The organism is Streptomyces sp. NPDC096339 (assembly GCF_044762985.1).
Taxonomy (GTDB): Bacteria; Actinomycetota; Actinomycetes; order Streptomycetales; family Streptomycetaceae; genus Streptomyces.
In genome coordinates this window covers 236,802-251,677 of sequence record NZ_JBIWFI010000003.1, presented here as the reverse complement: position 1 = coordinate 251,677, position 14,876 = coordinate 236,802, and the positions used below count along the sequence as shown (strand labels likewise).

At 71.4% G+C, this 14,876-nt stretch carries 14 protein-coding genes; all 14 read right to left on the bottom strand.

The genetic code is table 11. The features are described 5' to 3' along the window. Nucleotides 1–14: 14 nt before the first annotated feature. The 14 genes from ACIQ5Y_RS07790 to ACIQ5Y_RS07725 all read right to left on the bottom strand — a co-directional run bounded on the left by ACIQ5Y_RS07790 (nt 15) and on the right by ACIQ5Y_RS07725 (nt 14,873). Nucleotides 15–1,547, bottom strand: a complete 1,533-nt coding sequence (locus ACIQ5Y_RS07790; protein ID WP_403876278.1) for an ATP-binding protein — start codon at nt 1,545–1,547, stop codon at nt 15–17. Next, nucleotides 1,544–2,803 (bottom strand): MFS transporter, encoded by a 1,260-nt coding sequence (locus ACIQ5Y_RS07785; RefSeq protein ID WP_403876276.1) that lies wholly within the window; start codon nt 2,801–2,803, stop codon nt 1,544–1,546. The genes ACIQ5Y_RS07790 and ACIQ5Y_RS07785 overlap by 4 nt, the downstream gene beginning before the upstream one ends. A 26-nt stretch (nt 2,804–2,829) precedes the next feature. Beyond that, nucleotides 2,830–3,660, bottom strand: coding sequence for an FAD binding domain-containing protein (locus tag ACIQ5Y_RS07780; protein WP_403876274.1), 831 nt, complete (start codon nt 3,658–3,660; stop codon nt 2,830–2,832). Then, on the bottom strand, nt 3,657–6,101 hold the full coding sequence (locus ACIQ5Y_RS07775; protein WP_403876271.1) for a xanthine dehydrogenase family protein molybdopterin-binding subunit: 2,445 nt from the start codon (nt 6,099–6,101) through the stop codon (nt 3,657–3,659). The genes ACIQ5Y_RS07780 and ACIQ5Y_RS07775 overlap by 4 nt, the downstream gene beginning before the upstream one ends. Before the next feature lie 4 nt (nt 6,102–6,105). Next, nucleotides 6,106–6,615: a (2Fe-2S)-binding protein gene (locus ACIQ5Y_RS07770; RefSeq protein ID WP_403876555.1), complete on the bottom strand. Its 510-nt coding sequence runs from the start codon at nt 6,613–6,615 to the stop codon at nt 6,106–6,108. Continuing rightward, nucleotides 6,612–7,226, bottom strand: coding sequence for an NADPH-dependent F420 reductase (locus ACIQ5Y_RS07765; RefSeq protein WP_403876268.1), 615 nt, complete (start codon nt 7,224–7,226; stop codon nt 6,612–6,614). The genes ACIQ5Y_RS07770 and ACIQ5Y_RS07765 overlap by 4 nt, the downstream gene beginning before the upstream one ends. A 41-nt stretch (nt 7,227–7,267) precedes the next feature. Continuing rightward, on the bottom strand, nt 7,268–8,752 hold the full coding sequence (locus ACIQ5Y_RS07760; protein WP_403876265.1) for an aldehyde dehydrogenase family protein: 1,485 nt from the start codon (nt 8,750–8,752) through the stop codon (nt 7,268–7,270). A 34-nt stretch (nt 8,753–8,786) separates the two neighbouring features. Beyond that, nucleotides 8,787–9,527 (bottom strand): type 1 glutamine amidotransferase domain-containing protein, encoded by a 741-nt coding sequence (locus ACIQ5Y_RS07755; RefSeq protein WP_403876262.1) that lies wholly within the window; start codon nt 9,525–9,527, stop codon nt 8,787–8,789. Nucleotides 9,528–9,596: 69 nt separating this feature from the next. Further along, nucleotides 9,597–10,352 carry a P-loop NTPase gene (locus tag ACIQ5Y_RS07750; RefSeq protein WP_403876259.1) on the bottom strand — a complete coding sequence of 252 codons (756 nt, stop codon included), beginning with the start codon at nt 10,350–10,352 and terminating at the stop codon, nt 9,597–9,599. Further along, a complete protein-coding gene (locus ACIQ5Y_RS07745) occupies nt 10,352–11,614 on the bottom strand; it encodes a PP2C family protein-serine/threonine phosphatase (RefSeq protein ID WP_403876256.1) in 1,263 nt (420 codons plus the stop codon). The genes ACIQ5Y_RS07750 and ACIQ5Y_RS07745 overlap by 1 nt, the downstream gene beginning before the upstream one ends. Beyond that, nucleotides 11,596–12,051 (bottom strand): ATP-binding protein, encoded by a 456-nt coding sequence (locus ACIQ5Y_RS07740; RefSeq protein ID WP_403876254.1) that lies wholly within the window; start codon nt 12,049–12,051, stop codon nt 11,596–11,598. Before ACIQ5Y_RS07740 ends, ACIQ5Y_RS07745 begins: the two co-directional genes overlap by 19 nt. A 14-nt stretch (nt 12,052–12,065) precedes the next feature. Further along, nucleotides 12,066–12,377 carry an STAS domain-containing protein gene (locus ACIQ5Y_RS07735; RefSeq protein WP_384586045.1) on the bottom strand — a complete coding sequence of 104 codons (312 nt, stop codon included), beginning with the start codon at nt 12,375–12,377 and terminating at the stop codon, nt 12,066–12,068. 13 nt (nt 12,378–12,390) lie between these two features. Beyond that, the gene (gene glgX / locus ACIQ5Y_RS07730; protein ID WP_403876250.1) at nt 12,391–14,526 is read right to left on the bottom strand and encodes a glycogen debranching protein GlgX; all 2,136 of its coding nucleotides are present in this window, start codon (nt 14,524–14,526) and stop codon (nt 12,391–12,393) included. Continuing rightward, nucleotides 14,523–14,873: an STAS domain-containing protein gene (locus ACIQ5Y_RS07725; RefSeq protein ID WP_365172622.1), complete on the bottom strand. Its 351-nt coding sequence runs from the start codon at nt 14,871–14,873 to the stop codon at nt 14,523–14,525. The genes glgX and ACIQ5Y_RS07725 overlap by 4 nt, the downstream gene beginning before the upstream one ends. Nucleotides 14,874–14,876 lie beyond the last annotated feature (3 nt).

Sequence of the window (14,876 nt, the reverse complement as noted above, 5' to 3'; positions counted from 1 at the left end):
TCGACTCCATTCCTTCAACGGGTGGTGGGACGGGTGGCGGCAGGTGGTGCGTCGGCGGGGCCGTCGGCGGGCGGGGCGCAGGCCTCGGCGCTGCCGGCGAAGGGCAGCCGGACGACCATCCGGGTCTCGCCGGGGCGTGAGCGGGCCGTGAGGGAGCCGTGGTGGCGCTGGGTCACGATCCGGTAGCTGAGGTGCAGCCCCAGGCCCGTGCCCTTGCCCACGTCCTTGGTGGTGTAGAAGGGTTCGAAGATCCTCGGCAGGGATTCCTCGGGGATGCCGCTGCCGGTGTCGGCGATCTCCACGACCATGCAGACGCCCTCGGCCCGGGCGCGCAGGGTCAGGGTCCCGGCGCCTTCCATGGCCTCGGCGGCGTTGGCGACCAGGTTGGTCCACACCTGGTTCAACTCGCTCGGATAGCCCGTCAGTTCGGGCAGACCGTCTTCGTACGCGCGCACGATGGTGATGCCGGCGAGCTTCGCACGCAGCACGACCAGGGTGTTCTCCAGTCCGTCGGTCACCTTGAACCGCTGCTCGGGGGCCCGGTCGAGATTGGCGTAATCCCGGGTGGCGGAGACGAGCTGGGAGATCCGCGGACCGGCGGCCCGCAGCTCCGCGGCCAGCGACCGGATCTCCAGCAGCGCCGCCAGGTGGTCCAGGGCCGGCGCGAGGGCCCGGTCCCCGATCCCCTCCAGCCGCTCCCGAAGCCAGTCCAGTTCGAGCCCGAGGTCCGAGACCCCCGAGCCGAGCAGGCCGGGCCGTTCGGTGCCGGCCTCCTCGGCCCAGTCGGCGATCTCCTCCTCGGCGTCGGCCTGTGCGAGGGGGTCGGTGGTCACCGGTGGCGGCAGCTTGTCCAGTTCCTCGGCGAGCCGGTCGAGTACGGAGCGCTCCGCGCCCGTGGCGGCGGCGCCCCAGGCGTGGGCGGTGCGGGTGAGCCGGTCCAGGGCCGGGGCCAGTTCCTGGGCGGCGCGGGCCACGGCGGCGGCCGGGTTGTTCAGTTCGTGCGCGAGCCCGGCGGCGAGGGTCCCGAGGGCCTCCACGGTGGCCCGCTTGCGGGCCTGGACCTCGGAGGACTTGATCCGCCAGGCCAGCACGGGCAGCAGGACGGCGGCGACCCCGTGGCAGCGGGAGAGCATCTCGAAGAAGACCGGCTTCTCGTACGCCACGACGGTGGTCGACGGACCGCTCGCGGCCGCGGTGGCCACGTAGGAGCCCTCGGTGAGCAGGGGCAGTTCCCCGGTGAACCGGTGTGCGGCGGAGGGTTTGCCGTCGTGGTCCTCGGCCGCGGCGCTCTCCTCCTCGGTGGAGTGCCGGGTCAGCACCTCCTCGCGGCCGTCGACGACCTTGGTGACGACGAGCCCGCCCGAGAGCAGGACGTGGAAGCGGCCCGCTTCCTCGCCGTCCCGGAAGAGCACCTCCCCGTCGGCGAGGACCCGCGGCTCGGAGACCGAGACCAGCCAGTCCAGCTGCTCCCCGGTGAGTCCGGCGAAGATCTCCAGTCCGTGCAGGGCCGACCTCAGATCGGCCGCCCCGATGTCCGCGCCGTTCATGCGGTGCTCCCCTCGGACCTGGTGCGGGCGGCCAACCGCAGGGTGGCCAGCAGGGCCAGTGCGCACACCGCGGCGACGGCGGCCATGAAGCCGACGGAGGTGCGGTGCAGCCCGTGGATGTTGGTGAGCATCCCGGCGAGCACCGCCGGCACGCTCATGGCCAGGTACGCGAAGACGTATACGGCGGCGGTCAGTTCGCCCCGGTGCGCCGGGTCGGCGAGTGCGGACAGCGCCCGGAAGGACCCGAGGAACGCGGCCCCCCACCCGCTGCCGAGCACCGCGGTGGCCACCAGGAACACGGGGGCCGAGCCGATGCCCAGGGCCAGCAGGACCAGGGCCAGCCCGGCGAGCAGCCCGAGCAGTCCGAGGACGGCGGTGCGCAGCGCCTCGGTGCGGCCGAGCACCAGCTGGGCCACGGTGGCGGCGCCCGCGAGGAGGGCGACGGTGGCCCCGCCGACGAGGTAGTTGGTGGAGCGGAGCAGGGACAGGGCCAGGTGCGGGCCGAGCGAGAGGTAGAAGCCGCCCACGGACCACACCGCGACGATGGTCAGGACGAGGATGCCGAATCGCCGGCGGGCTCCGGCGGGCACCGAGATCCGGTGCGGGACGATCCGGAACCGCCCGCCCGCCCCGGGAGCGCTCTCACGCATCCGGACCACCCCCACCAGGGTGACGGCGAAGGCTCCCACCAGCAGGAGGTAGCTCAGCACCGTGGGCGCGGGCGCGTACTGGACGAGCAGTCCGGCCCCGAGCCCGCCGAGCCCGATGCCCACGGTCGGTCCGGCACTGTTGACCTGGGCACCGAGCGCGGGCCGGGAGCTCGGGCTGAGTTCCAGCAGGGCCGCGCCCATGGCTCCGGTGGCGAGGCCCACGGCGAGCCCCTGTACGGCGCGGGCGGCGAGCAGCAGGCCGAGCCCCTGGGCCCCGGCGAACAGTCCCATCGAGACGATCGCCAGGACCAGGCCGGCGCCGAGGACGGGACGCCGGCCCAGGGTGTCGGACAGGGACCCGAACAGCAGGAGCCCGGCGAGCACGGTGACGGCGTACAGGGCGAAGACCACCGTGATCGTGCCGGAGGACAGCCCCCATCTCTGCTGGTAGAGCACGTAGAGGGCGGAGGGCACGGAGGAGGAGAGCATGAGCAGGACGAGGACCGCTCCCACCACCCAGAAGCCCGAGCCCCTGTGCGGCGCTCCGGCCGCGTGCGCGGCCGGTTGCACGGCCGTCCCCGTGGTCGTCGTCCGGTACGGTTCCACTGCTTCAACTCCCCCGTGACGGGCGGTCAGGCGGTCGCCTGCTCCGCCCTTTGCAAGGCGCGGGCCGTCAGGACCCCCGCGAGATGGCCGAGGTACTCGGCCGAGGTGCCGCGTCCGGGGACGAACAACTCCCGGGGCTCGGCACGGAAGGCCGCGAGCACCGCGTCCGTGGTGTACGGGCCGCCGCGCAGCCGGTCCTCGACCCGCCGCAGCCGCAGCGCGCGCGGGGTGGCCCCGGTGACCGCGATGCGCGGCCCGTCGGGGGTGATCCGTACGGCGGTGGCGGCGATCGGGTAGCGGGTGGCCCGGTCGGCGGTCTTCTCGAAGGCCGCGGCCCGTCCTGCGGAGGGCACCAGCAGCGCGGTGACGACGGTGGCGGCGGGCGCTCCGGTGGCCGCGAACTCCTCGGCGGTCACCGTCCTGCGCCCGCCCCGGCCGGCCAGTTCGACGGCCGCGTCGGCGGCGATGGCGGCGACCGGGAGGTCGGTGGCCCGCCCGCCCGCGGCGAGGTTGCCGCCGACGGTGCCGAGGTTGCGGACCTGCGGGTCGCCGTTGGCGCGGGCCGCGGCTGCCAGTTCGGGCGCCCCGGCGAGGACCAGGGGGTGCGCGGAGAGTTCGGCGAGCGTGGTGAGGGCGCCGATCCGCAGCCGCCGGCCGTCGGAGCCGCTGTCGATGCCGCGCAGCTCCTCCAGGTGCCGTACGTCGACCAGCAGCCGGGCCCGTTCGGCGCCGGTGCGCAGGTCGGGCAGGAGGCTCTGGCCGCCGGCGAGCACGCGGGCGCCGCGGGTCCCGGAGAGCAGGGTCAGCGCCTCGTCGAGGCCTACGGGCCGGACGTAGTCGAACGCGGTGAGGATCACCGTGCTTCTCCTCTCAGTGCGCGCCAGACCTTCTCGGGGGTGAGGGGCATGTCGATGTGTTGGACGCCCAGGTCGGACAGGGCGTCGACGACCGCGTTGACGACGGCCGCTGCGGGCGGCACGGTGGCGATCTCGCCGGCGCCCTTGGCGCCGAGCGGGTTGTGCGGGGTGGGCGTGACGGTCTTGTCGATGGCGAAGAACGGCACGTCGGCGGCGCGCGGCAGGGCGTAGTGGTTCAGGTCGGAACTGATCAGCCGCCCGTCCTCGGCGTATTCGGCGGCCTCCATGAGGGCCTGGCCGAGGCCGTGGACGATGCTTCCCTCGATCTGGCCGTGCACGATCTTCGGGTTGCCGATGTTGCCGGCGTCGTCGACGGCGGTGTAGGCCACCACCTCGGTCTCGCCGGTGAGTTCGTCGATCTCGACGACGGCGACGTGCGTCCCGAAGGGGTAGTTGAAGTCCGGCGGGTCGAAGTGGGTGGTCTCGTCGAGGGCCGGTTCGATCTCGGGGGGCAGCCCCCAGCCGTACCACATGGCCATCGCGAGCTCGGCGAAGGTCTTGGCGTTCTCCGCGTTGCCCTCCTCGTGGACCCCGCCGCCCTCGTAGACGACCTTCGCCTCGGGGATGCCGAGGAAGACGGCCGCGGCCCGGATCAGCTTGGCCTTGATCTTGCGGGCGGTGAGGGCGACGGCGGGCGCGGCCATGCTGTAGGAGCGGGAGCCGTAGGTGCCCTGTCCGTACGGGGCCTTCTGGGTGTCCCCTTCGAGGACCTGGACGCTCGAAGGATCGATGCCGAGCTCGTCGGCGGCGACCTGGGCGAAGACGGTGGCGTGGCTCTGGCCGGTGGAGGCCGAGCCGACGGTCACGGTGACCTCGCCGGTCGGGTGGACGCGGATGTTCGCGCTCTCCCAGGTGCCGCCGAGCATGCCCTCCTGGGACATCCGGGTGGAGGGGCCGACCCCGCAGATGGCGACGTAGGTGGCGAGGCCGACGCCGAGGCGTTTTCCGCGGGTGCGGGCCTCGGCCTTGCGGGCGGGCATGTCCGCGTAGCCGGCGAGTTCGAGGGCCTTGTCGAAGTTCGGCCGGTAGTTGCCGGAGTCGTAGGTCCAGCCGAGGCCGTTGTCGTACGGGAACTTCTCCTGCGGCACCAGGTTCCGGCGGCGGACCTCCGCCGGGTCCATGCCGATCTCGGAGGCGTACCGGTCGACGAGCCGTTCCATCAGGAAGGCGGCCTCCGCGCGCCCGCTGCCGCGCTGGGCGCCGAGCGAGACGGTGTTGGTGAAGGCGGCGTAGACCTCGCAGAAGGCGGCGGGGATCTCGTACATGCCGCTGATGGAGCGTCCCATCAGGGCGGTGGCGACGCCGGGGCCGATGGTGGAGGGGTACGCGCCGAGGTTGGCGTAGCTGGTGGCGCGCACGGCGGTGATGCGGCCGTCGCGGGTGCCGGCGAGGGTGACGTGCTGGCGGTGGTCGCGGCCCTGGACGGTGGAGTTCATCAGACCGGTGCGGGTGTCGACCCATTTCACGGGACGGCCCAGCGCCTTGGAGAGCAGCAGGACCAGTGCCATGTCGGGGTAGAGGTAGCCCTTGGTGCCGAAGCTGCCTCCGACGGTCGGGGCGATCACCCGGAGTTTGTTGAAGGGGATGCCGAGGACCAGGGCGGAGAGCAGGAAGCGGTGGTTGTGCGGGCCCTGGGTGGAGGCGTAGAGCGTGTACTCGCCGGTGGCGGGGTCGTAGTCGCCGACCGCGCCGCGGGGCTCGATGGGGCTGTTGATGGTCCGCTGGTTGACCAGGTCGAGCTCGACGGTGACCTCGGCCTCGGCGATGGCCGCGTCGGTGCGGTCCTTGTCGCCGCAGGTCCAGTACGCGTTCAGGTTGCCCGGGACGGCCTCGTGGAGCTGGGGCGCGCCCTCGGCGAGGGCCTCGTCGGCGCGGGTGACCACGGGCAGGGGCTCGTACTCGACGGAGATGGCGGCGAGCGCGGCCGCGGCCTGGCGCGGGGTCTCGGCGACGACCACGGCGATGGGGTCGCCGACGTGGCGCACGGCGTCGCCGGTGAGGACCGGGCGGGCGCCGGGAAGTCCGTAGGGGTGGGGCGGGAAGTGGCTCTCGACGCCGCCGGGTATCCAGATGCAGGGCAGCGGCATCACGTCGGTGAAGTCCGCGGCCGTGGCCACCTTGAGGACGCCGGGCATCTGCTCGGCCGCCTTGGTCGTGATGGACAGGATCTTCGCGTGGGCGACCGGGCTGCCCAGGATCGCCATGTGGGCGGTTCCCGGCAGGTCGATGTCGGCCACGTACTTCGCTTCGCCGCGCAGCAGCTGCGGATCCTCACGGATGTCGATCGGCTTGCCGAGCACGGTGTGTCCCGGGTCCGCCGGTGACTCGTGTCTCTCCGTGGAGACGGACTCCTCGGTCCGCTCCCCCGTCTCTGTGGTCATGTCCTCACACCTCCTGGCCGGCTGCGGCGGTGACGGCTTCGGCGGGCTCCTCGCCGCCCGCGGCGGCACAGGCGCGCTGCACGCCGCGGACGACGCTGTGGTAGCCGGTGCACCGGCAGAGGTTGCCGGTGAGCCATTCGCGGATCTCCGGCTCGGTGGGGGCCTCGCCTCCGGCGGTGGAGTCGACGAGCTCGCCGAGTGCCATGACCATGCCGGGGGTGCAGAACCCGCACTGGGTGCCGTGCTCCTGGCGCAGCGCCTCCTGGAGGCCGGTGAGTTCGCCGCCGGGGGTGGTGACGCCCTCGATGGTGGTGACCTCGGAGCCGGCGGCCGAGGCGGTGAGGATCAGGCAGCTCTTGACGGACTTCCCGTCGAGCCGGACCACGCAGGTGCCGCACTGGCCGGTGTCGCAGCCGACCTTGGTCCCGGTGAGGCCGAGGCCTTCGCGGAGCCGTTCCACGAGGAGTTCGTTCGGCTGCGCCGGGAACTGCTCGGATCTGCCGTTCACATTCAGTGTGATATCCATGCCAGCGCCTGCGCTTCCGTGAGCGGCCGGTTGAAGAGGGGTCCGCCGGGCTGTTGGAGAATTCCTCCGGAGTGCAGCGGGCCGGTGTCGACGGGTGCGAATCCCAGGTCCGAGATGATGCCCGCGACGATTTCCTTCGCTTTCACGTCGTCGCCCGCGGTGAAATGCGCCAGGCGCTCTCCGGGTGCGGTGCCGGCGACGGCGAGTGTTTCGAAATGCATGGTGTTGAGGGATTTCACGATCTGGGCGCCGGGGTACCACTCGGCGACGAGATCGCTGGAGCCGCGGCCGCCGAAGTCGGCCGGGGCGCCGGGGCCGCTGAACGCGTTGGTGGCGTCCACGAGCACCTTGTCCTGGACGACGTGCGGCGGGAGCAGCCCCCGTACGCCGTCGAAGGGCACCATCAGCACCAGGAGGTCGGCCCGGGCGGCGGCCTCGGCGGGGTGCGCCGCCGAGGCCGCCGGTCCCAGTTCCGCCAGGAGCGGGCCGAGGCTCTGTGGGCCGCGGGCGCCCGCGACCACGACCTCGTGGCCCGCGGCCACGAGGATCCTGGCGAGGGTCGAACCGATCCGGCCGGTGCCGATGATGCCTGTCCGCATGACGCTCCTCGGGAAGGGTGACCGGGATTGCGACGCCGGTCTCAGTCCATGCCGATCCAGACCGACTTGGTCTGGGTGTAGCTCTCCAGGGATTCCGGACCGCATTCGCGGCCGTAGCCGGAGGCCTTGTAGCCGCCGTAGGGCACGGAGGGGTCGTACTGGTTGTAGCAATTCACCCAGACCGTGCCGGCCTTGATCTGGGAGGCGACCCGGTGGGCCCGGCGCAGGTCCTTGGTGTGGACCCCGGCGGCGAGGCCGTACGCGCTGTCGTTGGCGATGCGCACGGCGTCCTCCTCGGTGTCGAAGGGGATGATCGACAGGACCGGTCCGAAGATCTCCTCCTGCGCGATCCGCATGCCGTTGTCGACGCCCGTGAAGACGGTCGGCAGGAAGTACAGGCCCTGACTGGAGGCTCCCTCCGGGGTCCAGCCGGTGCCGCCGGTGCGCAGGACCGCGCCTTCCTTCTCGCCCACCTCGATGTAGGAGCTGACCTTGTCGAACTGTCCGCGGTGGGCCAGGGGCCCGAAGAGGGTGGCCGGGTCGCGCGGGTCGCCGGGCTTGAGCGCGGAGGCCCTGCGGACGAGGCGTTCGACCAGTTCGTCGTGGATGGGCCGCTGGAGCAGGAGGCGGGAGCCGGCGGTGCAGATCTCGCCCTTGTTGTAGTAGATGCCGAAGAAGGCGAGTTCCTCGGCGGCGTCGAGGTCCGCGTCGGCGAAGACGATGTTGGCGGACTTCCCGCCGAGCTCCATCGTCACCTTCTTCAGGGTGCCGGCCGCCTTGCGGATGATGGACTGGCCGACGGCGGTGGAACCGGTGAACGCGATCTTGTCGATGTCCGGGTGGTCGGTGAGGGTCTCCCCCAGTTCCACGCCGGGACCGGTGATGACGTTCAACACGCCGTCGGGTATTTCCGCCTCCTGGAAGAGCTCCGCGATCTTCAGGGCGGTGAGCGGGGTCGCCGGGGAGGGCTTGTGGACGACCGTGTTGCCCGCCGCGAGGGCCGGCGCGATCTTCGTCATCGACAGCAGCAGCGGGAAGTTGAACGGGGTGATCGCGCAGACCACGCCCAGCGGTTCGCGCAGGGTGTAGGCGAGCTGGCCTCCGGCCGGGGCCCGCGAGGAGCCGTCGACACGGGTCACGGCGCCGGCGTAGTAGTGCATGAGCTGGGCCGCCATGGGGGCGTCGACCGTGCTGGAGAAGGCGAACGGCTTGCCCATGTCCACGGTCTCCAGGAGGGCGATCTCCTCCAGGTCGCGCTCGATGAGCTCGCCGACCCGGTTCAGCCGCAGCGCGCGCTCCTGGGCCGACAGTCTGCTCCACGGACCTTCCTCGTACGCCTTGCGGGCGGCGGCGACGGCCGCGTCCGCGTCGGCGGCGGTGGCCTGGGCCACCGGCACGATCTCCTGGCCGTCCACGGGGCTGATGTCCGGCTCGGTGCGGCCGTCCTGGGCCTCGACCCATTTGCCGCCGATGAACAACTTCCCGGGGTTGGCCAGGGGCTGGTCGCTGAGCGCGCGCTGTGTCATGGCTGCCTTCCGGATTCGGGTGCGGGGGCTGCGGTCAGCCCTTCGCGAGCTGTGTCAGGAACGTCTCGGCGAGGGCCTTGGAGGAGTACGGGTTCTGGCCTGTCGTGAGCTTCCGGTCCACGACCACGTGCGAGTCCCAGATCGCCTCGGCCTTCTCGTAGCGGGCGCCGAGCCTGGTGAGCTCGACCTCCAGGATCAGCGGGAGCCGGCCGGCCATGTTGGTGACCAGTTCCTCGCTGTGCGAGAAGGCCGTCATCCGGTAGCCCTCGAAGGGCCAGCGGCCCTCGCCGTCGCGCAGGGCGAGCAGCGACGTGTGGCCGTGGCAGACGGTGGCGAGCGGCTTGTCCTGGGCGATGACCCAGCGCAGGATCTGGGCGAGCTCGTCGGACTTGGGCAGGTCGCCGATGGCGCCGTGGCCGCCGCTGACGTAGACGCCGTCGTAGTCGGCGATGTCCTTCTCGGTGAGGGACTCCAGGGCGATCGGCGCCTTCAGGCGGGGGGTGTTCTCGATGACCCGGACGTACTCGGCGGCGTTGGCCGCGTCCTCGTCGGGCGACCCCTGGGGGCGGACCCACTGGAGGAACTGGGGGTCGATGCTCGTCTGGTCGACCGTCGGCGCCTGACCGCCGATGGTCGCGACGTCCACGGCGTGACCGGCGGCCTTGAACAACTGGTAGGGGACGACGAATTCCTCGGCCCAGAATCCCGAGGGGTGCTGTTCGCCGTCCAGCAGGTGGAGGGTGGCCTTGGCCGTCATGACGACGAGAATCTTCATGATTCTCTCCTTGTTCTGGATTCGCTGCCGATTGAACACGCCCGTCGCAAGGGGCGTAAGGGGACGACGTCAGGCCCGCGATACTTCGTCACGTGCGTCCAACGCCGAGATGATGGTGCGGAATTCATCGACCAGGGGGTGGTCGGGGTGGGCTTCTGCGAATATGCGCTCCCCGTACAGCGCCGCCATTTCCGGCGAGTAGGGAAGGATTCCGGCCAGGGGTGCCCCGTAGACCTCCTGCGCGCGCCGCCGGGCCGCTTCCCGGTCGACGCCGGCGGGGGCCATGCTCAGCACCAGGGTCCGCCGGCAGGGCAGGCGCCCGGCCAGGGCGATGGTCTCCTCGACGCCGGAGAGGTCGATCCGGTCGGCCCGCGCCATGATCATCAGTACGTCGGCGCTGGCCATGGCCGTCACCGACTCGTTGTTGAGTCCGGCGTGGGTGTCGAGGAGCAGTACGTCGAGGGCGAGGTGGCGGGCCAGCCGGTCGAAGCCCTCCGGGAGCAGCCCCACGTCGTATCCGCTGGTCATGATCTCGCGCAGGGCGGCCGTCCCGGTCCGGGCCGGTACGACGTACAGCCCGGCCGGCCCGCACTCGGTGCCCACCTGCTGGGCCGCGGCCTCGATCTCGCAGCGGCCGAGCAGGTAGTCGGCCAGGGAGAAGCCCGGACCCAGCCGGAAGAGCAGATCGAGGGTGGGTGACTGGATGTCGGTGTCCACCACCCCGACGCGCCGCCCCTCGGCCGCCAGGAGCAGCGCGAGGTTCGCCAGTACCGAGGACTTGCCCGTGCCACCTCGGTGCGAGTGCACCACGATGGTCCGGGTCATCAGGCCACCACCCGATGGCCGGTGCCGTCCGCGTGCGGCCCCCGCGCCGCACGTGGATCGGGCCGGTGCAGGGCCATCATGGTGACGTCGTCGTGCTGTTCGGCGGTGCCGGTGTGCTCGCGCACCGCCCAGTCCATGCGGTCGACGACCTCCCTGCCGCTGGCCGGGGGGCCGGCGAGCAGTTCCAGCATGCGTTCGTCGCCGAGGAAGCGGCCTTGTGGGCAGCGGGCCTCGGGGACTCCGTCGGTGAAGACGAAGAGGGTGTCGCCCGGGTTCAGCTGGGCGTAGCCGAGGGTGTAGACGCAGTCGGGCAGTACCCCGACGGCCGGTCCGGTGATCTCGAGCGCGACGGGCGGACCGCCGTCGGCGGGCAGTTTCAGGGGCGGGTTGTGGCCGCCGTTGATGTAGACGAGGCTGCCGGTGAGCGGGTCCAGCACCCCGAAGAAGAGGGTGGCGAAGTAGCCCTGCCGCAGGTGGTTGCGGGTGAGGTAGCCGTTGGTGGCGGTGACCGCGTTGAGCAGCGGGGTGGCGCCGACCACCGGGATGCGGCGGCTGCCTCCGGTGCGTCCGGCGACCAGGTGCTGGAGTCCGCTGTTCTCTGCGGTGTGCCGCAGCAGGGAACGGATGAGTGCCATGAAGAGGGCGGCTCCGACCCCCTTGTCGCAGACGTCGGCCACGACGAAGGCGAGCCGGCGGCCGCGGGATATCTCGAAGACGTCGTAGAAGTCCCCGGCGACCTGGCGGGCCGGCCGGAACCGTACGTCGATCTCCCAGCCGTCCGGGACGGGCAGCCGTTCGGGCAGGAAGCCCGCCTGGATCTCCCGCCCGATCTCCAGTTCCTTCTCGTAGCCCATGAGTTCGGCGCGGGCGTCCGCTTCGCGCAGGGTGCGGCCGAGTCCGGCGCGCTCCGAGCAGCTGTGCAGGCGGGCCGCGACGAGCGCGGGCAGGAAGGGCGGGACCAGGTAGTCGTGCCCGAGCCGTACGTGTTCCTCCAGTGCGGCGAACTCCGACACGGTCCAGACGACCACGATGGGTTCTCCGGCCCAGCGGCGCAGCCGGCGCACGGCCATCCGTACGGACTCCCCGTCGGCCTCGGCCGGGGCGAGCAGTACGTCCGCGACGGGCAGCCGTTCCAGCGGGCCTTCGCGGAGCTCCATGAGGGAGCGGGTGACGAGGTGCGCGTCCATCGTCCGCAGCGCGTCCCGCAGTTCGGGCGGCGGGGGCGGGTTCACGTCGAGGATGATCACGGTCGTGGAGGGCATGGGTCCGTCCCCTCAGCTCTCACGGTCAGCGTGCTGATGTTGCGGCCGTCCGTGCGTCGGTAGCCGAACCCGTCCACGCTGGTCAGCGCCAGGTGGATGCCGAGGCCGCCGATCCGCCGTTCCCCGGGGGGGACCCCGGGGGCGGGCGGAAGGCGGCCTTCGACGGGGTCGAAGGCGGGTGCGCCGTCCTCGATGACGATGCGCACCTCGCCCGGGCCGGAGCGGCCGCGGACGGTGATCCGTCCGTCGCCGCCCCGGTACCCGTGCATCACGATGTTCGTGGCCAGTTCGTCCACGGCCAGCCGGATCCGGTAGGCGGCGCCCTTGTCCAGGCCCGCCCGTCCGGCCAGCCGCAGGACGAAGGAGGCGATCTCGCCCAGTGCCCCCACCGTCGCGGGCACCTCCAGTACGGCGGACTCCCTCGCCAGTTCGGCCATGTCGGTCACGGTGGTCACTCGTCGGCGAGGACGATGCTCCGGTCGAGGCCGGCCGTCCGGATGGTCCGGGACACCGGCTCGATGGCGCCCACCACCTTGATGGTGACGTGGTCGGCGACCTTCTGCTGGGCGAAGACCAGGGAGCGCAGTCCGGCGCTGGCCATGTAGCCGACGCCGGCCATCCGGATCTCCACGGTGCTGGTGCCGTGCCCGGCGGCCTTCTCGATGGTCTGGTGGAAGTCCGGCGCGGTCTTGGCGTCCAGCTCGCCCGTCAGTTCGATCACGGTGGTATCGCCGTCGATGCTCAGGGACACGGAAAGGGGCATCTCAGGTCTCCTTCTACTCGTCGGGATCGTTCGTGCGGCCGACCAGGATCACGACCGAGCGCGGGCCGATCAGGTACTTACCGGCGTTGTCGAGTTCCTGCTCGGTGCCCGGGGTGCGGATGTCGTGCGGCGCCTCGGCCCCGGTGTCGGCGAAGAGGTGCCAGCTGCGTCCGCCGGGCAGGGCGGGCAGTTCCAGGTCGTGGGACTCCCAGTGCGCGTTCATGGCCACGTACACCACGTCGTCGTCCCCGGTGCCGCAGCGGGCCACCGCCAGCAGCCGGCTGTCCGCCGACCAGTCGGGCTGCCAGGCCCGCTCCCCGTGCCAGCTGATGTCGGGCAGACCCAGGTTCTCGCGGATCCGGCCGGTGGGGTGGGCGGTCGCGCGCAGTTCCCGGTGGTGCTTGCGGAAGGCGATCATCTGGCGGGTGAACCGGAGCAGTTCGGCGTTCTCGTCGACCTGGTCCCAGTCGAACCAGGACAGTTCGTTGTCCTGGCAGTACGTGTTGTTGTTCCCCTGCTGGGTCCGCGCGACCTCGTCCCCGGCCAGCAGCATCGGGATGCCCTGGCTGGTGAAGAGGATGGCGAGGGCGTTCTTCATCTGCCGGGTGCGCAGCGCGCCCACCTCGGGGTCGTCGGTGGGCCCCTCGGCTCCGCAGTTCCAGCTGTTGTTGTCGTTGGCGCCGTCGTTGTTGTTCTCGCCGTTGGCCTCGTTGTGCTTGTCGTTGTAGGAGACCAGGTCGGCGAGGGTGAAACCGTCGTGCGCGGTCAGGAAGTTGACCGAGGCGGCGGTTCCGCGGCTGGAGTAGAGGTCGGGCGAGCCGGCGATCCGGGTGGCGAGCTCGCCGGTGAGCCCCGGGTCGCCCTTGAGGAAGCCTCGCACGGTGTCGCGGTACTTCCCGTTCCACTCGGCCCAGCGGCCGTAGGCCGGGAAGTTGCCGACCTCGTAGAGGCCGCCCGCGTCCCAGGCCTCGGCGATGAGCTTGGTGTGCCGCAGGACCGGGTCGAAGGCGAGCGATTCCAGCAGCGGCGGGTTGGGCAGCGGGGTGCCGTCCAGGTCCCGGCCGAGGATGGCCGCGAGGTCGAAGCGGAAGCCGTCGATGTGGTAGTCGGCGACCCAGTGGCGCAGGCAGTCGAGCACGTAGTTGCGCACGACGGGGTGGTTGCAGTTGACGGTGTTGCCGGTGCCGCTGAAGTTGAAGTAGTACCCCTCGGGGGTGAGCATGTAGTACGTGGCGTTGTCGAGGCCCTTGAAGGAGATCGTCGGGCCCTGCTCGTTGCCCTCGGCGGTGTGGTTGAAGACGACGTCGAGGATGACCTCGATGCCGGCCGCGTGCAGGTCCTTGATCAGGGTGCGGAACTCGTCGCCCTGCATCCCGTAGCGTCCGGTGGCGGCGTAGCCGGCCTTGGGTGCGAAGAACGAGACGGTGTTGTAGCCCCAGTAGTCGAAGAGCCGCTCGCCCGTCTCCGGGTTGCTGCGCGGGTTGTCGCTCTCGTCGAACTCGAACACGGGCAGGAGCTCGATGCAGTTCACGCCGAGTTCCTTGAGGTACGGGATCTTCTCGCGCAGCCCCGCGAAGGTTCCGGGCGCGGTGACCTGGGAGTTGGGGTGCCGGGTGAAGCCGCGCACGTGGGTCTCGTACACGACGAGGTCCTCGGCGGGGATGCCCAGCGGGGTGTCGTCGCCCCAGTCGAAGTCCTGGAGGCAGACGCGGGAGCGGTACTGGTAGCCGCGGCTGCGGTCCGGCTCCACGCCCCACACGTCGCGGCCGGCGATCAGCCGGGCGTAGGGGTCGGAGAGGACCTGGCGGGCGTCGAAACGGTGGCCGGTGACCGGGTCGTAGGGGCCGTCGGCCCGGTACCCGTACTCGATGTTCTCGTGGTCGAGGCCGAAGACCGTCATGGCGAAGACGCTGCCGGTGCGGAATTCCTCGGGGAACTCCAGTTCGGCCATCGGCTCGGGCTCTCCGCGCTTGTAGATGACCAGGGTCATGGAGGTGGCCTGGTCGGAGAACACGGAGAAGCTGACCCCGCCGGGGACCACGTTGGCCCCGAAGGGGAACGGTTTGCCGGCGCGGACGCGGTACCCGCCCACTTCGTGGGTCGGGTACGCGTCGACGCGCAGGACCTGCTCGGACCTGGGCTCGCTCATCGCGCCGCCCTGGCCTTGGCCTTGGCCTCCGCGGCCGCCGCCTCGCCGGTCTCGAAGAAGTCGAGGAATCCGGTGGCCGACATGACGAACCGGACTTCCTCGCTCACCCCGTACAGGGTGACGGCCACGCCCGCGTGCTGGGCCTCGCGGTAGACCACGAGCAGCGTGCGCAGGCCGGCGCTGGAGACGTAGGTGACCGCCGTGAGGTCGATCCGCAGCGGCCTGCCCTCGCGGACCAGCGGCAGCAGCGCCTGGAGCAGCGAGCCGGACGTCTCGCTGTTGATCTCACCGGTGGCGACGAGCACGGTGCCCGTCTTGTTGCGGCGTTCCTTGACGTTGAGACTCATTGC